The organism is Rhodopseudomonas telluris, assembly GCF_042432815.1.
GTDB classification, from domain to species: domain Bacteria; phylum Pseudomonadota; class Alphaproteobacteria; order Rhizobiales; family Xanthobacteraceae; genus Rhodopseudomonas; species Rhodopseudomonas telluris.
Map to the genome: position 1 here is coordinate 1322292 of NZ_JBHLWM010000001.1, position 21890 is coordinate 1344181.

Annotated in this window: 16 protein-coding genes; 6 read left to right on the plus strand and 10 right to left on the minus strand. The window is 66.1% G+C overall.

From position 1 onward, the window contains the following. Positions 1-235 precede the first annotated feature (235 nt). The gene (locus ACFFJ6_RS05975; protein ID WP_378385345.1) at positions 236-1396 is read right to left on the minus strand and encodes a CmpA/NrtA family ABC transporter substrate-binding protein; all 1161 of its coding nucleotides are present in this window, start codon (positions 1394-1396) and stop codon (positions 236-238) included. Next, complete coding sequence (locus tag ACFFJ6_RS05980) at positions 1393-1977, minus strand: ANTAR domain-containing response regulator (RefSeq protein ID WP_254984438.1); 585 nt, start codon at positions 1975-1977, stop codon at positions 1393-1395. The genes ACFFJ6_RS05975 and ACFFJ6_RS05980 overlap by 4 nt, the downstream gene beginning before the upstream one ends. Before the next feature lie 273 nt (positions 1978-2250). Here ACFFJ6_RS05980 and glpK point away from each other — a divergent pair, with 273 nt between their 5' ends. The 3 genes from glpK (at position 2251) to ACFFJ6_RS05995 (ending at position 8425) form a co-directional block, all read left to right on the plus strand. After that, a complete protein-coding gene (gene glpK, locus ACFFJ6_RS05985; protein ID WP_378385348.1) occupies positions 2251-3759 on the plus strand; it encodes a glycerol kinase GlpK in 1509 nt (502 codons plus the stop codon). A 1793-nt stretch (positions 3760-5552) separates the two neighbouring features. Then, positions 5553-6329 carry a carbonic anhydrase gene (locus ACFFJ6_RS05990; RefSeq protein WP_378385350.1) on the plus strand — a complete coding sequence of 259 codons (777 nt, stop codon included), beginning with the start codon at positions 5553-5555 and terminating at the stop codon, positions 6327-6329. A 41-nt stretch (positions 6330-6370) separates the two neighbouring features. Beyond that, positions 6371-8425 (plus strand): HAMP domain-containing methyl-accepting chemotaxis protein, encoded by a 2055-nt coding sequence (locus ACFFJ6_RS05995; protein ID WP_378385352.1) that lies wholly within the window; start codon positions 6371-6373, stop codon positions 8423-8425. 90 nt (positions 8426-8515) lie between these two features. On the opposite strand, the gene ACFFJ6_RS06000 is transcribed toward ACFFJ6_RS05995, so the two are convergent. From ACFFJ6_RS06000 to metF, 3 genes are all read right to left on the minus strand, one after another. Then, positions 8516-8785, minus strand: coding sequence for a hypothetical protein (locus tag ACFFJ6_RS06000; RefSeq protein ID WP_378385354.1), 270 nt, complete (start codon positions 8783-8785; stop codon positions 8516-8518). Between the two features lie 123 nt (positions 8786-8908). Then, positions 8909-12790 (minus strand): methionine synthase, encoded by a 3882-nt coding sequence (gene metH / locus ACFFJ6_RS06005; RefSeq protein ID WP_378385356.1) that lies wholly within the window; start codon positions 12788-12790, stop codon positions 8909-8911. Positions 12791-12794: 4 nt separating this feature from the next. Next, positions 12795-13685 (minus strand): methylenetetrahydrofolate reductase [NAD(P)H], encoded by an 891-nt coding sequence (metF, locus tag ACFFJ6_RS06010; protein ID WP_378385358.1) that lies wholly within the window; start codon positions 13683-13685, stop codon positions 12795-12797. 441 nt (positions 13686-14126) lie between these two features. On the opposite strand from metF, the gene ACFFJ6_RS06015 reads away from it, so the two are divergent. Then, a complete protein-coding gene (locus tag ACFFJ6_RS06015; protein ID WP_378385360.1) occupies positions 14127-15143 on the plus strand; it encodes an LLM class flavin-dependent oxidoreductase in 1017 nt (338 codons plus the stop codon). 15 nt (positions 15144-15158) lie between these two features. On the opposite strand, the gene ACFFJ6_RS06020 is transcribed toward ACFFJ6_RS06015, so the two are convergent. Genes ACFFJ6_RS06020 through ACFFJ6_RS06030 form a run of 3 tightly spaced genes read right to left on the minus strand, consistent with a single transcriptional unit; the run spans position 15159 to position 18590 of the window. Next, positions 15159-15893 carry a siderophore-interacting protein gene (locus tag ACFFJ6_RS06020; RefSeq protein WP_378385362.1) on the minus strand — a complete coding sequence of 245 codons (735 nt, stop codon included), beginning with the start codon at positions 15891-15893 and terminating at the stop codon, positions 15159-15161. A gap of 10 nt (positions 15894-15903) precedes the next feature. Next, complete coding sequence (locus ACFFJ6_RS06025) at positions 15904-17436, minus strand: DHA2 family efflux MFS transporter permease subunit (RefSeq protein WP_378385364.1); 1533 nt, start codon at positions 17434-17436, stop codon at positions 15904-15906. Further along, complete coding sequence (locus ACFFJ6_RS06030; protein ID WP_378385366.1) at positions 17433-18590, minus strand: HlyD family secretion protein; 1158 nt, start codon at positions 18588-18590, stop codon at positions 17433-17435. The genes ACFFJ6_RS06025 and ACFFJ6_RS06030 overlap by 4 nt, the downstream gene beginning before the upstream one ends. Before the next feature lie 178 nt (positions 18591-18768). Here ACFFJ6_RS06030 and ACFFJ6_RS06035 point away from each other — a divergent pair, with 178 nt between their 5' ends. Then, entirely contained in the window at positions 18769-19368 is a 600-nt protein-coding gene (locus tag ACFFJ6_RS06035; protein WP_378385368.1) for a TetR/AcrR family transcriptional regulator, read from the plus strand. Positions 19369-19407: 39 nt separating this feature from the next. Here the strand turns inward: ACFFJ6_RS06035 and ACFFJ6_RS06040 are convergent, their stop codons facing one another. Next, positions 19408-20262, minus strand: a complete 855-nt coding sequence (locus ACFFJ6_RS06040; RefSeq protein WP_378385370.1) for a prephenate dehydratase — start codon at positions 20260-20262, stop codon at positions 19408-19410. An 84-nt stretch (positions 20263-20346) separates the two neighbouring features. Further along, the gene (locus ACFFJ6_RS06045; RefSeq protein WP_378385372.1) at positions 20347-21084 is read right to left on the minus strand and encodes a 3-deoxy-manno-octulosonate cytidylyltransferase; all 738 of its coding nucleotides are present in this window, start codon (positions 21082-21084) and stop codon (positions 20347-20349) included. 209 nt (positions 21085-21293) lie between these two features. Here ACFFJ6_RS06045 and ACFFJ6_RS06050 point away from each other — a divergent pair, with 209 nt between their 5' ends. Then, on the plus strand, positions 21294-21845 hold the full coding sequence (locus tag ACFFJ6_RS06050; RefSeq protein ID WP_378385374.1) for a c-type cytochrome: 552 nt from the start codon (positions 21294-21296) through the stop codon (positions 21843-21845). Positions 21846-21890 lie beyond the last annotated feature (45 nt).

The following is a 21890-nucleotide window of genomic DNA, read 5'->3' on the forward strand; positions in this document are numbered from 1 at the left end:
ATCCATGCCTCGTTTCGGGGCTTTCTGGATTGCTTCGCTGCGCTCGCAATGACGGGGAGGAGAAGCCGGCCTTTACCCTCCCCTGGAGGGGGAGGGTCGTTCGCGGAGCGAGCGGGGTGGCGAAGAGTTCATCCGCTGTGCGCGCGGCTCACCCCCCCGTCACGCAGTCCGCTGCGCGATCAGCGTGCCGACCCTCCCCCTTAAGGGGAGGGTGAAGCGAGGAGCCAACCGCGCCTCAGCGCCTGATCTCCAGCGCCGACAGATAGCCCGCGATGTCGTCCGGATCGAACGTCGTGCCGGTGCATTCGCCGATGCCGTCGGCGGGGGCGATCGGCAGGATCGGTGTGCCGCCGACCGCGGCGTCGTAGAGGTCGGGGCGGAAGACCGCCTTGGCGGCGGCAAGTAGCTCGGCCGACAGCGGGGCCTGGCCCCAGCGCACCATCTGCGCGTAGTTCCACGCGCCCTGCACCGGATCGGGCCGCGCCGCGGCTTCGCGGCCGACCAGCAGATAGCGGCCAGTCTCGCGATAGGTGCCGTCCGGCGAGACCTTGAGCCGGCCGTCGAGCGTGCGGCGGATCAGCTCGGGCGTCACCTCGATGCGGCCCGGTGCGGTGAGGATGGCGCAGACCTCGTCGCGATTGCCCTCGTACTCGATGAACTGCGCGGCGCGGTCATGCGCCCGGATCAGCCGCAGCAGCGTATCGGGATGGCCCTCGGCCCAGGAGGCGCGCACCGCCAGCATCTTCTCCGCGGCGCGCTGAAACAGCTCGCAGGTGAAGTGCAGGATGTGGCCGATGCCGAGATCGATCGCCACCGAATTCCACGGCGCGCCGACGCAGAAGCCGTCGAGATGCTTGTTGGCGAGACTCTCCACCATGTAGGGCGGCGGCAGCACCACCAGCCGCACGTCCTCGTCTGGATCGACGCCGCCGGCGCCCATCCAGAACCGCAGGTCGTAGTTGTGGCTGGAGAACGGGAAGGTCATGCCGAAGGTCAGCGGCTCCAGCCCGAGCGACTTGCGCTCGGCAACGACCCGCGCCAGCGCCCGTGCCGACACCACCGGATCGGCGATGTCGCCGTCGACATTGGCGGCGATCGCGGCGTGCAGATCCGGCGACACCGTGATGGCGTTGCCGTTGACGCCCAGCCCGAAGCCGGAGATCACCGGCACGCGGATGTGGCCGATGCCGAGGCTGGAGGCGACCGCCATCGGCGCCAGCAGGTGCGCGGCATCGAACAGGCCGATGTTGAACTTGTCGCGCACATTGGCCCAGGAGATCTCGCGCACCAGCTCGACGTCGAGGTCCTCCTGCGCGCAGAAGCCCTTGTCGACCGCGACGATCAGCGCGGCGGCGTCGACCAGCGGGATGAATCCGATGCGCAGGCGCTCGCTCATTTCAGCATCTCCGACGCGGTGACCACCGACTGGGCGATCTCGGCGATTTTCTTCTTCTCGTTCATGGCCGCGGTCCGCAGCAGCACATAGGCCTGCTCCTCGCTCAGCCCCTTGGCCTTCATCAGAATGCCCTTGGCGCGGTCGATCACCTTGCGATCTTCCAGCGCGCTGCGGGCGCGGTGCAGTTCGCTTTCGAGATTGGCGAAGGCGTTGAAGCGCGAGATGCACAGATCGAGGATGTGCTTCATTCGCTCTTTTTTCAGCCCGTCGACGATGTAGGCCGACACGCCGGCGTCGACCGAGGCCTGGATCGAGGCGGTGTCGCTCTGGTCGACGAACATCGCGATCGGCCGCTTCACTATCCGGCTGACCTGGAACATCTGCTCGAGCATGTCGCGGCTCGGGTTCTCCAGGTCGATCAGGATGACGTCAGGGTCGATCTCGTAGATCCGCGCCAGCAAATTGGTGGTCGCCGCCAAATAGGTGATCTGCGACATGCCCGCTTCGCGCAGCCCCTCGGTGAGAATCCCGGCGCGCACCGGGTTCTCGTCGACGATCACGATTTTCAGCAGCGGGTCCATTGCAACCGGGCCGTCATTGCGAGGAGCGAAGCGACGAAGCAATCCAGCCCGGTGCACGGCGATGGATTGCTTCGCTTCGCTCGCAATGACGAAACGAGAGGCTTGCCACCATCCAGAGCTTGGATCGCCCTCCCGACAAACCACAGTCCTGCGGCCGTTTGAAGGGGATTCACCGCCCGTCGCACATCGGAACTGCCCATATTGACGGCGCGGGCGCGATCGGGTGGTGTGCGGGCCAACACTTTCTTCATCCAGATTCCGGGACGAACGCTCATGTCTTTCGTGATGGCCATCGATCAGGGCACCACCTCGTCGCGCGCGATCCTGTTCCGCGACGACATCTCGATCGCGGCCTCGGCGCAGCGCGAATTTCCGCAGCATTTCCCGGCCTCCGGCTGGGTCGAGCACGAGCCCGAGGACATCTGGACCTCGACGCTGGCGACCTGCCGCGAGGCGATGGAAAAGGCCGGCGCTGCCGCCGCCGACATCGCCGCGATCGGCATCACCAACCAGCGCGAGACCGTGGTGGTGTGGGACCGCATCTCCGGCAAGGCGATTCACCGCGCCATCGTCTGGCAGGACCGCCGCACCGCGGAGTTCTGCACCCGGCTGAAGGCCGACGGCCATGAGCCGATGATCACCGAGAAGACGGGTCTGATCGTCGATCCGTATTTCTCCGGCACCAAGGTCGCCTGGCTGCTGGACAACGTGCCCGGCGCGCGCGCCCGCGCCGAGCGCGGCGAGCTGCGCTTCGGCACCATCGACTGCTATCTGCTGTGGCGGCTGACCGGCGGCCGGGTCCACGCCACCGACGCCACCAATGCGTCGCGCACGCTGCTGTTCAACATCCACACCGCCGAGTGGGACGACGATCTGTTGAGGCTGCTCGGCGTGCCGCGCTCGATGCTGCCGCAGGTGAAAGACTCCTCGGCGCATTTCGGCGACAGCGACTACGAGCTGTTCGGCGCCCCGATCGCGATCCGCGGCATCGCCGGCGATCAGCAGGCGGCGACCATCGGCCAGGCGTGCTTCACGCCCGGCATGATCAAGTCGACCTACGGCACCGGCTGCTTCGCGCTGCTCAACACCGGCGCCACGCCGGTGCGCTCGCACAACAAGCTGCTCACCACCATCGCCTATCAGCTCGGCGGCAAGCGCACCTACGCGCTGGAAGGTTCGATCTTCGTCGCCGGCAGCGCGGTGCAGTGGCTGCGCGATGGCCTCGGCATCATCAAGCACGCCAGCGAAACCGGTCCGCTCGCCGACAAATCCGACCCGATGCAGAGCGTGTATCTGGTGCCGGCTTTCGTCGGCATGGGCGCGCCGTACTGGAATCCGCGGGTGCGCGGCGCGCTGTTCGGCATGACGCGCAACACCGGCCCGGCTGAGCTGGCGCACGCCGCGCTGGAGAGCGTCTGCTACCAGACCTACGATCTGTGGGCGGCGATGCGCGCCGACTGGTCGAGCGCCGGCGCCAACGCCGCGACCCCGGTGCTGCGCGTCGACGGCGGCATGACCGCGTCCGACTGGACCATGCAGCGCCTCGCCGACCTGCTCGACGCCCCGGTCGATCGCCCGGTGATCCAGGAAACCACCGCGCTCGGCGCCGCCTATCTGGCCGGCCTCAGCGCCGGCGTCTTCCCCGAGCCCGCCAAATTCGCCGACAACTGGCGCCTCGACCACCGCTTCCGCCCGGCGATGAGCCAGGCGACACGCGAGCGCAAGCTGGCCGGATGGGGCAGGGCGGTGAAGGGCCTGCTGGCGAGCGACGAGGGGGAGTGAGCCGACGCAGCGATCGCGGGGTTAGGTGGAGCGGACCAGTGTAGAGCGATACGCCACAAGCCATGAGCCCCCAACAGACCGCAGCATAGAGACCACCGGCCCGGCCGAAGTCACCTTACACCAACCTCTCCCCGTCATTCCGGGGCGCGCGCAGCGCGAACCCGGAATCCATATCCCCCTGGAGTCACGACAAGCGCACCGCGCGGCGACACCGAGCGTCACAACAAAGGGCAGGGGCTATGGATTCCGGGCTCACGCGCTCCGCGCGTGCTCCGGAATGACAATCGGGAGGCCTTGAGTTGCTACGAATTAAGCAGTCGCATCAGTGTGTAGCTCAATGCCCAACCCCGAGCCGCAGCGCGCCCCCTCTCCCGCCTGCGGGAGAGGGCTGGGGTGAGGGCGCCCCGAGCACTGACTCCCCGACTCGCGGAGCGGAGTGCCCTCACCCGGATCGCTCCGCGATCCGACCTCTCCCGCAAGCGGGAGAGGTTGCGCGGTGCATGCGCCCCTTGACCAAATTCCTAAAAGGACTATAGTCCGCCTCAACCCGCCCCGGGGAGAGGGGCGAAACGCGATCGTCACGGTTCGCGGGGCGGGGGGCGATGGACGCGGCAGCGTCAGGCGGGGACGTGAAGGCAGGGCGGGCTCCCTTTCATCGAAAGGCCCCGTGAGCCGACACCGAAGCGCTGACGACCACGCTGCCGCGGACGGCAAAGGCGTGTGGTCCTGATGTCCCGCGTGGCATCAAGCCCCGACCAGGCGTTCCGCTTCCACCGAAGCGTACGCGAACGGTCGGACGCGACGGCGACCAAAAACCGTGTCGGGCGCCGGGGAGAGCACGAGATAAGCCGGAAGCACCATCGCGCGCGGAACGCCGGATGTTCTCCGGTGTGACCGTGGTGTCTAACTCGTGTGCTTTTTACTTACGCACACGAGGCCGCGGGTGCATCGGGCACCCGGCGTTCCGCGCGCCCTCTTCCCAAGGAGGGCGAAGGGACCGCAGCAAACCTCGGGCGCGATGCGCCGCGAGAATGCGGGCGCGTGGCTGCGTCGGGCTGTTGCGCAGTTGTGGCTGTTTCGGGCTGCGCAATGCTATGGCGATCTGATCTTTGAAGAGCGTCGAAGGGGCTGTTTGATAATTGAATCCGTTCGTTCGACGTGGAGCACGGGCGCAACCGCATCCTCCCCCGTCATCGCCCGGCTTGACCGGGCGACCCAGTATCCCAGAACGCTCGTTGGAGCTCCGTGCCTTTCTCCTCCACCGCTCTGCGATACTGGATCACCCGCTTTCGCGGGTGATGACGGTTTGCTTTCTTGGAAGCGCCTCGCCCCTCACTTCCACTCGCGTCACGACCACGGTGTCGCTACGGCACGCACCGGTCTAATCAGCAAGATCGCCCTCAAAGCCACGTAGTTCTACGCATCACATCGATCGACGAACGACGCCGGACAAGCGTGCGATGCGTATCATCACGGAAATGGCACCGCGGAAGACCGAAGATGGAACCGAACTAACGCATTATTAGTCTCGAACCGGGACAAGTAACGAAGACGCTCGGTTGGCTGAGTCGGTGGGCTCGGGTGGGGCGATGGTGCGGATGACCGCGGCATTAAGTTCGACGGAATGTCTCGGGTGGTTTTCGACGGGTTTGGTCGGAGCGCGCTTAACGATGGCGTCAGTCCGGAGCGCGACTTCGTACTTCTACGCGTTGAGCAGAAGTCACCCACAAACCTAGACATATCCGAATTGCGCAAGCGCCATCATCGCCAGCGGGCGACGCGGAGAGGGCTACATGTCGGTTGATCGAAGGTCGGTTCTCAGGGGATTTGTCGCCTGCGCCTGTTGCGCGGTGGCGGGCGCAAGCGTCGCGAGCGAGACGGGGCACGGCGCCGGCGCGGTGCATTGGGGTTACGACGGCGAGGGCGCTCCGGAGAAATGGGGCGACCTTCAGGCCGACTACAAAGTGTGCCAGCTCGGCAGCGAGCAGACGCCGATCGATCTGACGGCCGGAATCCGGGGCGAGCCGGGCGCCGCGCATCACGATTACAAGCCGATCCCGCTGCGCATCGTCAACAACGGCCACACCATCCAAGTCAACGTCGATCCGGGCTCGTCCTGCATGATCGACGGCGTGCGCTACGACTTGCTGCAGTTTCACTTCCATCATCCGAGCGAACATCTGATGGGCGGCAAGCGCTTCGAGATGGAGTGTCATTTCGTCCACAAATCCGCCAACGGCGCGCTCGCCGTGACCGGCGTTCTGATCCGCCCCGGCAGTGAGAACGGCGCATTGAAAGCCTTGTTCGATCAAATGCCGACCAGCGCCGGCGCCGAGGTGCGGGCGTCAGGTTCGGTCGATCCGGCGGCGGTGTTGCCGAGGAGCGGCGGTTACTTCCGCTATATGGGCTCGCTGACGACGCCGCCATGCTCGGAGGGGCTGACCTGGACGGTGTTCAAGGAGCCAATCGAGCTGTCGCCGGCGCAGATCCAGCGCTTCGCCGCCTTGTTTCCCAACAACGCCCGGCCGGTGCAGCGCCGCAATCGGCGCTTTCTGATCGACGCGTCCTGATTGCATCGCCCGGGCCGTTTTCGGATCGCAGAGGATTTCAGATGTCGACTAAAGCCCACACGCCCAGCAGCCTGTTCGGCTTCTTCAATAACCGGCGGATCAACACCAAGATCATGCTCGGCTTCGCGTTGATCCTCGCGCTGACCGCGGTTCTGGCGGTGGTGGCCTATCGCGGCTTCAGCAACGTCAAAACCGGCTTCGAGACATTCAATCAGCGCGTCGCCGTGGTCGGCATGGCGCGCGAGGTCGAGCGGGGCTTTGTCGGTTATCGCCGGCTGGTCCGCGAATATGCGCTGAGCGGCGAGACGGCTCCGATGCAGGAAGCCAAGCGGCGGCAGCCCGTTCTCGGCGAACTGATCGAGCGCGCGGTCGCCGAAACCAAGAATCCCGAGCGACATCAGAAATTCGTCGCGCTCAGCGACGCCTTCAAGCTCTACGGCAATCAGTTCGACAAGCTGATCGCGCTGCGGCAGACGCAAGACAGACTAGTCCGCGAGACGCTGGATCCGCTCGGCCTGAAGTCGCGTGCCGAGATCGAGGAGATGCAGGCGTTGTCGGTGAGCCGCTCGGGCAATTCCAACAACATGGTGCTGGCGGGCGAGGCCCTGAAGCAGTTGCTGCTGGTCCGCCTCAACGCCAACAAGCTGCTCGGCCGCCACGAGCAGAGCGCCGCGGATGGCGCGGAGCGGGCGCTCGCCGCGTTGAAGGTGGCGATGGCGGCGTTCTCGGCGTCGATCGTCAACGACGAGGTCCGCAAGGTCTTCGCCGACGTCAACGCCAACGTCGACAAATACGCCAACGCCTATCATCAGGCCGCTCACACCGCGCACGAGATCGAGCTGCTCAGCAACGGCGAGATGACCAAGGTGGCGCAGGAGATCACCGCCGATGCCGAAGCCATCAAGGCGTCCGGCATTGCCGAAGAAAAGCAGATCGAACACGAGACCGCCGACCTGATCACCGCGACCGAGCGTCTGGTCGCGATGCTGGCGGTCGGCGCGCTGGTGCTGGGTGTCGTGCTCGCCTTCCTGATCGGCCGCGCGATCGCCAAGCCGGTGGTCGTCCTGTGCGCCGGGATGCGCGAACTCGCCGACGGCAATTTCCAGGTCGTGCTGCCGGGCCTCGGGCGCGGCGACGAGGTCGGCGACATGGCGCAGGCGGTCGAGTTGTTCAAGGTCAAGGCGGAGGAGAAGGCACGCGCGGAAGCCGAGGCCAAGGCCGCCGAGGATCGCCGGCTGGCCGCGCTGCGCAAGCAGGAAATGATGCAGCTCGCGGATCAATTTGAAGGCGCCGTCGGCGAGATCGTGCAGACGGTGTCGTCGGCCTCGACCGAACTGGAGGCGTCGGCGACGACGTTGACGGCGACGGCAGAGCGCACCCAGCAGGTCACGACCGCGGTGGCGGCGGCGTCCGAAGAAGCCTCGACCAACGTGTCGTCTGTGGCGTCGGCGACCGAAGAGATGGCCTCGTCGGTTAACGAGATCAGCCGGCAGGTGCAGGAATCGGCGCGGATCGCCGACGAGGCGGTGTCGCAGGCGCAGAGCACCAACGCCCAGGTCAGCGAACTATCCGCTGCGGCGGCGCGGATCGGCGACGTGGTCGAGCTGATCAATCAGATCGCCGGCCAGACCAACCTGCTGGCGCTCAACGCTACGATCGAGGCGGCGCGTGCCGGAGAAGCCGGGCGCGGCTTCGCGGTGGTGGCGGCCGAGGTCAAGGCCCTGGCGGAGCAGACGGCGAAAGCGACGGGCGAGATCAGCGCGCAGATCAGCGGCATCCAGGCCGCCACGGATCATTCGGTCACGGCTATCCGGCAGATTGGCGGCACCATTTCGAAGATGTCGCAGATCGCCTCGGCCATTGCGTCGGCCGTGGAGGAACAGGGCGCCGCGACTCAGGAGATCTCGCGCAACATTCAGCAGGCCGCGATCGGCACCCAGGAGGTCTCGGAAAATATCGTCGAGGTCCAGCGCGGTGCGACCGAAACCGGCTCCGCGTCCGGGCAGGTGCTCGGCGCAGCACAGTCGCTGTCGCGCGACAGCACCATGCTCAAGGAGCAGGTCACCAGCTTCCTGGCCACGGTCCGGGCGGCCTGATCGAAGCGTCCGCCAGCGAGCTGATCGTCGCCGACCAATAAAAACGCCGCGCCCGAACAAGGCGCGGCGCGAGGTTGGTTGCGAACGGGATTACTTCGACATGCTGCCACCGGCTGCGCCGGTGCCGCTGTTCTTCTTCATGCCGTTGTTGTGCTTAGTGTCGTGCGGCTTGGTCATGCTGCCCGAAGTCGCCGAACCGGTCCCGGTGGTGCCGGAGCCCATGGTTCCGTTCTGCATCGTGGTATCGTTAGTGCCATTGGTTCCGGCATTGCCGCCACCTTGTCCCTGGCTCGGCTGCGCAAAGGCGAGCGAACCGGTAAGGGCGACGAGACAAAGGCCGGCCGTGAGTGACTTGATCATGAGACGAGGCTCCCTGGTTTCCTGACGCGGCAACGTGCCCCTCGGGGCATCGTTCCTCAGGAACAGCAGGAGGCAGGGAGTCTTGCTCGGACCGGAACTCCGGCGGACGCGGCGCGGCAGGGCTTACTTCGCCCCGACCGCCTTCTTGCGCCACGCCAGATGCACCGCACAATTGCAGCCGGGCGGATGCGCCGGCAGGTCGCTGATTTCTTCGGCGGCAGGCATCGTCCCGCCGGCTGGCGCCAGCGGCGGCATCGGCTCTTCGCTGCGCGGAGCATCGGGCCTGTGCTCGGGAATGTAGTTCAGCACCGGGGCCAGCCAGCGCTCGGCCTCGGCCGTGCTCCAGCCCTTGCGCCGCGCGTAGTCCTCCACCTGATCGCGCTCGATCTTGCCGACGCCGAAGTAATAGCTGTCCGGGTGGCTGAAATACAGGCCGGACACCGATGACCCCGGCCACATCGCATAGCTCTCGGTCAGCGTCACGCCGGCATTGAGTTCGGCGTCGAGCAGGCGGAACAGCGTCGCCTTCTCGGTGTGGTCGGGCTGGGCCGGATAGCCGGGGGCCGGGCGGATGCCCTGATACTTCTCCAGGATCAGGTCGTCCGGCGACAGCGTCTCGTCCGGCGCGTAGCCCCAGAATTCGCGGCGGACGCGGGCGTGCATCCGCTCGGCGAAGGCCTCGGCGATGCGATCCGCCAGCGCCTTGACCAGGATCGACGAATAGTCGTCGCCATCGTTCTTGAACTTGTCGGCGACGATGTCTTCGCCGATGCCGGCGGTGACGACGAAGCCGCCGATATAGTCCGGCACGCCGCGCGGCGCGATGAAATCGGCCAGCGCGGTGTTGGCGCGCCCCTCGCGCTTCTCGAGCTGCTGGCGCAGCGTGTGCAGCGCGCCGATCGAGGCGTCACGCTCGTCGTCGGCGTAGATGATGATGTCGTCGCCGGCCGCATTGACCGGCCAGAACCCGATCGCCGCCTTGGCGGTGAACCAGTTCTCGGCGACGATGCGGTCGAGCATCTTGCGCGCATCCGCGTAGAGCGCGCGCGCGGCTTCGCCGACCTTGGGATCGTCAAGGATCGCGGGGAAGCGCCCGGCGAGCTCCCAGCTCTGGAAGAACGGCGTCCAGTCGATGTACTCGACCAGCTCGGCCAGCGGATAGTTGGCGAAGCGCCGGACGCCGAGGAAGGACGGCTTCACCGGCTTGTGGGCGCTCCAGTCGATCTTCACCGCGTTAGCGCGGGCGGCAGCGAGCGGCAGCCGCTTCTTATCGGCCTGCGCGCGATGGTGCGCGGCGGTGATCTTGGCGTAGTCGGCACGGATCTCGGCGGCGTAAGCCGGACCGCGTTCGCGCGACAGCAGCGACGAGGCGACGCCGACCGCGCGGCTGGCGTCATTCACGTGCACCACGCTGCCGGCCGGATAGGCCGGGTCGATCTTCACCGCGGTGTGGACCCGACTGGTAGTGGCGCCGCCGATCAGCAGCGGCATGTCGAGGCCGTTGCGCTGCATTTCGCCGGCGAGGAAGCTCATTTCATCGAGCGACGGCGTGATCAGGCCGGACAGGCCGATGATGTCGGCGTTCTCGGCCTTCGCGGTTTCGATGATCTTGGCGGCCGGCACCATCACGCCGAGGTCGATCACCTCGAAATTGTTGCACTGGAGCACGATGCCGACGATGTTCTTGCCGATATCGTGGACGTCGCCCTTGACGGTGGCGAGCACGATCTTGCCGGCGGTGGCGCGTTCGCCGAGGTCGGTGCCGGCAGCGAGATTGCGCGCCTTCTCCTCCTCCATGAACGGCATCAGATAGGCGACCGCCTGCTTCATCACGCGGGCCGACTTCACCACCTGCGGCAGAAACATCTTGCCGTCGCCGAACAGGTCGCCGACCACGTTCATGCCGGCCATCAGCGGACCTTCGATCACGTGCAGCGGACGCTCCGCCTTGGCCCGCGCTTCCTCGGTGTCGGTCTCGATATATTCCGTGATGCCGTGCACCAGCGCGTGGCTGAGCCGTTGCTCGACCGGCCAGCTCCGCCAGGCGAGATCCTGCTCCTTCACCGCCTTGCCCTGGCCGCGATACTTTTCGGCGAGCGCCAGCAGACGCTCCGACGCCCCGGGATCGCGGTTGAGGATGACGTCCTCGCAGACCTGGCGCAGTTCGGGATCGATGTCGTCGTAAACAATCATCTGCCCGGCATTGACGATGCCCATGTCCATGCCTGCCTTGATGGCGTGATACAGGAACACCGAGTGCATCGCCTCGCGCACTGGCTCGTTGCCGCGGAACGAGAACGACAGATTGGAGACGCCGCCGGAGATGTGCGCGTGCGGCAGGTTCTGGCGGATCCAGCGCGTCGCCTCGATGAAATCGACGCCGTAGTTGTTGTGCTCTTCGAGGCCGGTGGCGATCGCAAAAATGTTCGGATCGAAGATGATGTCTTCCGGCGGAAAGCCGACGCGCTCGACCAGGATGTCGTAAGCGCGCTTGCAGATCTCGGTCTTGCGCGCGTAAGTATCAGCCTGGCCGGTCTCGTCGAACGCCATCACCACCACGGCGGCGCCGTGGCGGCGGGCGATGCCCGCCTCGTGGATGAACTTGTCCTCGCCTTCCTTCAGCGAGATCGAATTCACAACCGGCTTGCCCTGCAGGCACTTCAAGCCGGCCTCGATCACATTGAACTTCGAGCTGTCGACCATCACCGGCACCTTGGCGATGTCCGGCTCGGCGGCGACGAGATTGAGGAACGTCACCATCGCGGCTTCGGAATCGAGAAGCCCTTCGTCCATGTTGACGTCGATGATCTGCGCGCCGTTCTCGACTTGGTCGCGTGCCACCTGCAGCGCGGCGGCGTAGTCGCCGGCGGTAATCAGCTTGCGGAATTTCGCCGAGCCGGTGACGTTGGTGCGTTCGCCGACATTGACGAACGGAATGTCCTTGGTCAGGTCGAACGGTTCGAGGCCGCTCAAGCGCAGCCGCGGCTCGACCGTCGGGATCGCGCGCGGCTTGTGCGGCGCGACTGCGTCGGCGATCGCCTTGATATGTGCCGGCGTGGTGCCGCAGCAGCCGCCGACGATGTTGACAAGGCCGGCTTCGGCGAATTCTCCGACCAGCCCGGCCATGTATTCCGGGCTCTCGTCGTATTGGCCGAATTCGTTGGGCAGGCCGGCGTTTGGATAGGCGCAGACCAGCGTATCGGCGACGCGGCCGATGTCGGCAATGTGGGCGCGGAGATCCTTGGCGCCGAGCGCGCAGTTGAAGCCGATCGTCAGCGGTTTGGCGTGACGCACCGAATTCCAGAACGCTTCCGGCATCTGGCCCGACAGCAGGCGGCCGGACTTGTCGGTGATCGTGCCGGAGATCATCACCGGCACGTCGATGCCACGCGCTTCGCAGATCTCGGCGATCGCGTACAGCGCCGCCTTGGCGTTGAGCGTGTCGAAAATGGTCTCGACCAGCAGCAGATCGGCGCCGCCATCGAGCAGGCCGTTGATCTGCTCGCCATAGGCGATGCGCAGGTCGTCGAAAGTCACGGCGCGATAGCCGGGATTGGCGACGTCGGGCGAAATCGATGCGGTCCGATTAGTCGGGCCGATCGCGCCGGCAACGAAGCGCGGCTTGCCGTCCTCGGCCTCGACCTTCGCCGCGGCGTTGCGGGCGAGGCGTGCGCCCTCGCGGCTCATCTCGTAGGCGATCTCGGACAGGTCGTAGTCGGCCTGTGCGATCGAGGTCGACGAGAAGGTGTTGGTCGCGACGATGTCGGCGCCGGCGCGCAGATAATCGGCGTGAATGTCTTCGATGGCCTGCGGCTGCGTCAGGATCAGCAGATCGTTGTTGCCGCGCAGATCGCGGTGAAAATCCTTGAACCGCTCGCCGCGAAACGCGGCCTCGTCGAACTGCCGCGCCTGGATCATCGTGCCCATCGCGCCGTCGAGCACGAGGATGCGCTCGCGCGCCAGCGCGGTGAGTTCGGTCCGCTTCGGGGAGATCGGTCGGGTCATGGAGTTATGCGGCTTTCTGCGCGGCGACCTGCGGCCGGAGGCCGAGCAGGTGGCTGATCGCGAACACCAGGTCCGCGCGGTTCATCGTGTAGAAGTGGAAAGTGTCGACGCCGTGCTTGGCGAGCTTGTGCACTTGCCCGGCCGCGACGGTCGCGGCCACCAGCTTGCGGGTGTCGGGGTCGTCGTCGAGCCCTTCGAACTGCTTCGCGAGCCAGTCCGGCACGCTGGCGCCGGCGCGGGTCGCGAAGCTCGCGGCCTGCTTGAAGTTCTGCACCGGCAGAATACCGGGCACGATCGGAATGTTGATTCCTCGGGCGCGGACGCGGTCGAGGTAGCGGAAGTACAGATCGTTGTCGAAAAAGAACTGGGTGATGGCACGGGTCGCGCCGGCGTCGACCTTGGCTTGCAGCATGTCGAGGTCGGCGTCGAAACCGGTGCTCTCCGGATGCTTCTCCGGATAGGCCGAGACGGTGACGTCGATATCCGGGTGCCGGCGCTTGATCGCGGCCACGAGTTCGGCGGAACTGCAATAGCCCTGCGGATGCGGCGCGTAGGCCCCGCCGAGTCCGCTGGACGGATCGCCGCGCAGCGCCACGATATGGCGGACGCCGATCTCGTAGTAGCGCTCGACCACGTCATCGACATCGGCGCAGGGCGCGTCGACGCAGGTGAGGTGGGCCGCCGGCGTCAGGCTGGTTTCCTTCAGGATGCGGGCGATGGTGGAATGCGTCCGCTCGCGCGTCGAGCCGCCCGCCCCATAGGTGACCGAGACGAAGCGGGGCGCCAGCGGCGCCAGCCGGCTGATCGCCTGCCACAGATTGCGCTCCATCTCCTCCGTCTTCGGTGGGAAGAACTCGAAGGAAATCGCCGGAAGGTGCGGCAACAGGTCGGTCATGTCACGTCATCCAGGATGGCGGTTTGGGTCTGCCAGCGTTCAGCTCGGCACGTCAGGGTGAAACGTACGGCCCATCGCCGGCCCAGCATTCATGCGGCACTGCGATAGCCGCATAAACCTAGGCCGAACCCGGGGCGACGACCAGCCCACTCACGACGAAAATCGAATGGGAATTTGCCCAACATGCCTAAATTTGCTCCGATAAAGGCGTGAATCTGCGGTGAGCGTGGGCAGGATTGAGTTCCTTGCCGTCATAACGGAGTTGCTTTGCAAGCCATAACCTGCGTTAGCGCTCGATTTCCCCAAAAGAGCTTCGTTGGCTCCGCTCGTGAGCCCGAGGCTGCTCGAGTTCTGCCCACACCGCCGGTCGGTTTCTCCCTACAGCGAATTTCTTAGCCGGGTACCTTTGCGCAGCGCCGCCTCGCGCCCTAGTTTAATGGAATGTTACCGCTCGCCATTCTCGACCTCTCGGTCGTCACCTCCGGCACGCCGCCCGCGGCAGCCTTGCGCAATTCCATCGATCTGGCTCGCCACGCGGATCAGCTCGGCTACGAGCGCTACTGGCTCGCCGAGCATCACAATCTGCCGTCGGTGGCCAGTCCGGCACCCGAGATCATGATCGGGCAGATCGCGGCGGTCACCGAGCGGATTCGCGTCGGCTCCGGCGGCGTGATGCTGCCCAACCACGCGCCGCTGATGGTCGCCGAGCGCTTCAAGATGCTCGAGGCGCTGTTCCCCGGCCGGATCGATCTCGGCATCGGCCGCGCGCCCGGCACCGATCAGGCGACGATGCACGCGCTGCGTCGGCGTCTCGATGTCCGCGAGGGCGACGATTTCCTGGAACGGTTGCAGGAGCTGACGTTGTGGGAGACGCGCGGCTTCCCGGCCGGCCATCCCTACAACAACGTGATGGCGATGCCGAACGACGCGCCGCTGCCACCGATCTGGCTGCTCGGCTCCAGCGACTACAGCTCCGAGCTCGCCGCGCAGGTGGGCATGGGCTTCGCCTTCGCGCATCACTTCGCGTCCTACGATGCCGTCGAAGCCCTGACGCACTACCGCGCGCGCTTCCAGCCCACGCGCTGGCGGACGAAACCGCACGGCATCCTCGCCGTCGCGGCGGTGGTCGGTGAGACCGATGCTGAAGCTGAGCGCCTCGCGCTGTCGATGGATGTCAGCCGTCTGCTGCGCGACCGCGGCCGCTATGTCCCGCTGCCGAGCGTGGAGGAAGCGCAAGCGATACAATTGACCGACGCCGACCGCGCCTCGATCGCGCGCAACCGCTCGCGGCTGTTCGTCGGCAGCCCCACCACCGTGCTGCAGATGCTGGAGCCACTGATCAAAGCCAGCCAAGCCGACGAATTGATGGTGATCACCGCGATCTACGACCACGAAGCCCGCAAGCGCAGCTACAGCCTTCTGGCTGAGGGATTCGAACTGCAGCGCATCGCGGCGTAGCCTCTAGCGAAACTGCTAATCGCGTTCGCGATGGTCGGCGGAGCCGAGCTTCCAGTAGCCGGCGGCGTCGATCGCGGGATGTATCACCCCGCGGTCGAGCAGCAGATGGGCGCGGACTTCCTTCATCATCGCGGATTCCCCGGCGATCCACACTTGGCAGGTCTTTGTGTCGATAACGGCATCGCGAATGGCGCGTTCGATCAACCCCGTGGCGCCTGGAACGAACGTCCCTGCGTATAACCATGTCACGTCGAGGTTGGGGCGATCGGCCAGATAGGCTGCTTCAGCCATGTCCGCCACCTCGATCAACGCGGTGGCGCGGATGTGGCTCGGCATCGCCTCCAGGATCGCCGCGATGGCGGGGAGGGCCGTGGCGTCGCCGACCAGCACGTATTGCGCAGCCTGCGTATCGATCAAATGGCCGCCGCGCGGACCGCCAACTTGAAGCACGTCGCCGACCCGCGCCCGCCCGGCCCAGCGCGAGGCCGGACCCTCGTCGCCATGCAGCACGAAGTCGAAAGTGATCCGGCCGCTGTCCGGATCGAACCGGCGAATCGTGTAGGCGCGTCCCGTCGGTTGCTGGTCGCCGTGAGCCGGGAAGAACAGCTTCATCCATTGCGCCGGCAGACCATCGCCGGGGGGCGGCGCGTTATTGTCCGCAACCGTAATTCTCCGCATGCGCGGCGTGACGTTGACAATGTCGATGACTTCGGCCGGGTACAGTGTCTTGTGCCGTCGGATCGTGCTCACGAGGGCTCCATCAGCTTGGTTGTTTCGGTCCGCGCGCCAGCCAGATGATGCCGAGCGCGGTCATGAAGGCGAAGGTGGAGAAGTAGAAGAAGTCGTTCAGCGACAGCATGCGTGCTTGAACATCGATCTGCTGATTGATCACCGCCCAGGACTGCTGTTCGGTGAGGCCCGCGCTGCGCAGCGTCTTGATCGCCGCCATCGCCCGATCGCTGAGTTCGGTGACGGCATCGACGAGATGATTGCGATGGAAGCGTGCACGTTCGTCCCAGAACGTCTGGGCGATCGATGCGCACAGGCTGCCGGCCATCATGCGGATCGCGGTCTGCAGACCGGAGGCGGACGCGAGCTTGTCGGGCGGCAGTCCGGCCAGCGAGAGGCTGACCACCGGCGTCAGGAAAAACGCGATGCCGATGCCTTGCGCGAGCTGGATCAGCGCAACGTCCGCGACGGTCACGCCGGTGGTCATCGTCGAACGCCACAGCGCCACCAGCGCCCAGGCGGCAAAGGCGATGCTGGCATAGACGCGCGGCCCGTGCGTCGCGACCCAGCGGCCGAGAAACGGCGCCAGCACGATTCCGAACACGCCCATCGGAGCTGTGGCGACGCCGGCCCAGGTGGAGCTGTAGCCGAGATCCGTCTGCAACCACAGCGGCACCAGAACCAGCGCCGCGAAGTACAAACCGAAGCCGACCGCGACGCTCAGCGTGCCGATTGCGAAGTTGCGAAATTCGAACAGCCGCAGATCCACGATCGGGTGCGCTTCGCCGAGTTCCCAGATCACCAAGAGCACGAACCCGATCACCGAGATCGTCGCGGTGGCGCAGATCAGCGGCGACGCAAACCAGTCAAGGGTGCGGCCGCGATCGAACGTGACCTGCAGGCAGCCCACCGCGATCGCCAGCAGGGCGAGGCCGACGACATCAACGGGCAGTCGGACCGTCGGCGTATCCCGGCCACGGAGCAACACGCCGGCCGAGATCACCACGAAGACACCGACCGGGGCGTTGATCAGGAAGATCCACGGCCAGGAGAATTGATCGGTGATCCAGCCGCCCAGCATCGGGCCGGCGACCGGCCCCGCCATGTTGGTCATCGCCCACATCGCCACCGCGAAGGTGCGCTTCTCGGGTGGAAACACCGCGACCAGCAGGGCCTGGCTGAGTGGCACGATCGGACCGGCGACCGCGCCCTGCAGGATGCGGGCGATCAGCAGCGTTTCGAACGTCGGCGCCAGCCCGCACAGGATCGAGGCGAGCGTGAAGGCGGCGACCGAGCCTGCGAACAGCCGGGCCTGCCCGAACCGCCGGCCGAGCCAGCCGGTCAACGGAATGCAAATCGCGTTGGAGATGGCGAAGAACGTGATCGTCCATTCGCCTTCCTCGGAGCTGACGCCGAGATTGCCGGAGATCGTCGGCACCGACACATTGGCGACGGTGATATCGACCACGGCCATGAAGGACGCGAGGCCGAACGTCACCGCCGCCAACGCGCGGGGGGCACCTTGCAGCGGCGTGATCGGCTGTTTGGTCGGAGCGGCTGTCATCGGTCCGCTCCGATGTTGTCGGCAATGACCTGCCGGACTACGGCATCGGCGGCTGCCGAACGAGCATCGTGGATCGTGGACCGCTCATCCTGCTTCGCCAGCGCCGCGCTGGACTCGCAGGTCTTGGTATCGACCTCCACCTCGGCCGATAGGCCGATCCTCAGCGGATGCTGGATCAGTTCGGAGCGATCGAGGCTGATCCTCACCGGCGCCCGCTGCACCACTTTGATCCAGTTGCCGGTGGCGTTCTGCGCCGGCAGCAGAGCGAAGGCGGCACCGGTGCCGGCCTCGATGCCGCGGACCGTGCCGTGATACGTCACCGACCGGCCATAGATGTCGGCGGTCACCTTGGCGGGTTGTCCGACGCAGACGCCGTGAAGCTGAACCTCCTTGAAGTTGGCGTCGACCCACAGCCGGTCGAGCGGAACCACCGTCATCATCTTTTCACCGGGGCCGACGCGCCGGCCGAGCTGGATCGAGCGCTGCGCGATCATGCCGGACACCGGCGCAGTGATCCGCGTCCGTTCGATCGCCAGCGTCGCCGCGCGGACGCGCTCGGCCGCGACCTGCACTGGCGGGTTCGACGCCAGCGTCGAGTTGTTGACGAGCGCCAGCGCCTGAGCGCGCGCCTGCTGCGCCGAGGCAAGCGCCGCCTGTGCGGCGCTGAGCGCGTCATTGGCGTGGCGAAGACTCTCGCGTGAGACCGCGCCGCTACTGACCAGCGTCTGTTTGACGTTGAGGTCGCCATGCGCCTTGTTGAATTCGGCGAGGCGCAGATGGACGTCCGCGTCGGAGCGAGCGTCGCTGGCGAACAGGCCGCGGACGTTGCGGACCGCCTGCGCGAGCTGCGCCTTGGCGCTGGCGAGCTCGATCTGTGGATCGGTCGAATCCAGTTCGACCAGGACGTCGCCGGCCGAGACCCAATCGGTGTTGTCGGCGACGATGCGCGTCACCGTGCCGGACATTTCGGATGTGATCTGCACAGATTGGCCGCCGACATAAGCGTCGTCGGTGCGGCGGAGTGCGGGATCGGAGAAGTAGGCCCAGGCGCCCGCCGAGACGGCGGTCGAGGCGAGCAGGAGGCCGAGCCACGCCAACCGCTTGCGGCGGACGGCGCGTGGATCGGGAGGTGTCGTCGGGGGGTTGGTAGTCATGTGGTTGTTCCGGTGCAGCACATCGGCTCGCAGCGGCGCTGGCCGAAACGGTCGGCGGCGCGGCGCGGTCGATGGCAAACAATTCAGTTGCGTTTAGCTTACGCATGCAAAAATATGAGCTAAAACTCACAAACGCTACTCGCATTGCGCCATGGCCAGGAAAAGCTCGAAGAAATACATGGAGCCGCGCAAACAGCCGGCTCAAGCGCGGTCCGCCGAAACCGTGGCGGCGATCGTCGAAGCCGCTGCTCGCATTTTGGAGGACAAGGGATTTCGCGGTTACAACACCAACGATGTCGCGGCGCGCGCCGGCGTGAGCATCGGGTCGCTGTATCAGTACTTCCCGAACAAGGACGCGATTACCAAGGCGCTGCTTCGCCGCGAGACCGAGCCGCTCAGTGCGGCGCTTGAGCAGGCCGGCGACGCGCCGTCACTGGCCGAAGGGCTGCAGCGTTTCGTCCAGGCGGCGGTGGCGCATCAGTTGCGACGGCCGGTCCTGGCCCGGTTGCTGGACTTCGAGGAGGCGCGGCTGCCGCTGCAGGCTGAAGTCGGCGCCCTCGGAGACGTTGGCGCGAAGGCGCTTGCGCGGCTACTGGCGCGGCACGGTGCCGGCCGAGGCGCAGCCGCGCGCACGGCGAGCCGCGACCTGTTCGCGATCGCCAGAGGCATGATCGATGCCGCCGGCGAGCGAGGCGAGACCGATGCCCGCGACCTTGAAGCGCGCGTCACCGCGGCGATGTCCGGCTATCTGGATCGGATGAAGATCATCGCCCTGTGATCGGTCGATGACTTTGCTAAAAAATGACGAGGCGCTGCGTCACCGCTCCGTAAACGTCGCCCGGAACGGGTGGCCCGGATACACGCCGACGATCCTGAATTCGCGCGAGAAGAATTTCAGCTCGTCGAGCGCGAAGGCGAGGTTGCGGTCTTCGGGATGGCCGTCGACGTCGGCGTAGAACTGCGTCGCGAAGAAATTGCCGTCGACCATGTAGCTTTCCAGCTTGGTCATGTTGACGCCGTTGGTGGCGAAGCCGCCCATCGCCTTGTACAGAGCGGCCGGCAGGTTGCGCACCCGAAACACGAACGTCGTCACCAGCGGCCCCGAGCCCTGCGCCGCCCAGCGCGGCTCGCGCGCCAACACGACGAAGCGCGTGGTGTTGTGAGCCTCGTCCTCGATGTCCTCGGCGAGAATATCGAGGCCGTAGATCTGCGCCGCCAGCCGCGACGAAATCGCCGCGCAGCTCTTGTCGCCACGCTCGGCGATGATCCGCGCCGAGCCCGCAGTGTCGCCGGCCACGATCGGCTTCAGTCCGAACTTGCGGATGATCCGGCGGCACTGGCCGAGCGCATGGACGTGGCTTTCGACCGTCTTGATGTCTTCGAGCTTGGCGCCCGGCACCGCGACCAGCTGATGCCGGATCGGCAGAAACCACTCGCCGACGATAAACAGGCCGGACTGCGGCAGCAGGTGATGGATGTCGGCGACACGGCCGGCGACCGAGTTCTCGATCGGGATCATGCCGAGATCGGCTTCGCCCGAGGAGATTGCCGACAGCGCGTCCTCGAAGGTCGCGCAGGGCATCGCCTCGGCGGTCGGATAGGCGTCGCTGATCGCGATGTGCGAGTTTGCGCCGGGTTCGCCCTGGAAGGCGATTTTCAAGGTCTTTGTCATGGCGGTCCTAGCTTCTGGCCGGCGTTCTAGCAGCCGCAGCATTTTTCGCCAGAGGCGATCGCGGCGGCTGCAGCGCGCGGCGCCTCAGCCGCCCAGCACGCGCCGCGCGGTTTCGAGGTCCGCGGGGGTGTCGACGCCGCGCGGCACGCTATCCACGATACCGACATCGATCCGCATCCCGGCTTCGAGCGCCCGCAGCTGCTCGAGCTTCTCGCGCTGTTCGAGCGGGGAGGGCGGCAGCGCCACGAAACGCTCCAGCGCGGCGCGGCGATAGGCGTAAAGACCGATGTGGTGATAGCGCGGGCCGTCCCCGTAGGGCGCGGTGGCGCGGGTGAAATACAGCGCGCGCAGCAGGTTCGGTCCGATCGGGGAGCCGACCACCTTCACCACGTTGGGATTGGTCGCTTCCTCGTCGGTATGGATCTCCGCAGCCAGCGTGGCGATGTCGACCGCCGGGTCGGCGAGCGGCGGCAGCACAGCGCCGATCTGCTCCGGCCGGATGGTCGGGAAGTCGCCCTGCAGGTTGATCACGGTCTCGATGGAGCGATCCGGGTCGAGGTTTTGCAGCGCCTCGTGAATGCGATCCGAGCCGGACGGGTGATCGGCGCGGGTCATCACGACCTCGCCGCCATGCGCCCGGACGGCGTCGGCGATCGCCGGCGTATCGGTCGCCACCGCGACGCGGCCAATGCCCGCCGCCGTTGCGCGGTGCAGCACGTGGACGATCATGGGCGCCCCGGCGATATCGAGCAGCGGCTTGCCGGGCAGCCGGGTCGCGGCCATGCGGGCAGGGATCAGAACGAGAGTACGGGAAGAGGTCATCAGGGGCGCGGGCTAAGGTCCCGCCTCATGGCAAAACCGGCCGGCCAATGCGGCTACCGGTACGGTATCAGGCTGGTGGAAGGCCGCGGATGACAGGTCTTATACGGGTTGCCAGCGCACGGGCAAACCGATATCTCATCAGATAAGAACAGTTGCGAATGCCAACGAAAAACGATCCAGACTCGGTCTGACGGGAGCGCGAGCGAACCATGGATTCTTTCGAACTCAATAAGATTCTCGGCGCCGTTCTTGCAACCTGTCTGATGCTGCTGCTGTCGAATTTCGCCGCCAAGGCCATCTTCACTCCTGACAAGGTCGAGAAGCAGGGCTACGCCATCGCCGTGAAGGAAGCCGAGCCGGCGCCGGGCAAGGATGCTGCCCCGGCCGCTGCCGCCGAGCCGATCGAGAAGCTGCTGCAGACGGCGTCGATCGAAAAGGGCATGGGCGCAGCCAAGAAGTGCGCCGCCTGCCACACCTTCGAGAAGGACGGTCCCAACCGCGTCGGTCCGAATCTCTACGGCATCGTCGGCGAAAAGCGCGGCGAGGGCCGCGGCTTCAACTTCTCCGCCGCCATGAAGGCCAAGGGAGGCGAGTGGACCTTCGACGAGCTCAACAAGTTCCTCGCCAATCCGAAGGGCTATATCCCGGGCACCGCGATGGGCTTCGCCGGCATTCCGAACGACAAGGAACGGGCCGACCTGATCGCCTATCTCAACAAGAATTCGGATAAGCCCGAAGCGATCCCCACCGCCGCAAAATAGCGGCCCCTTCGGGCCTAACCTGTAAATCAGTTGATGTCTTCGAGC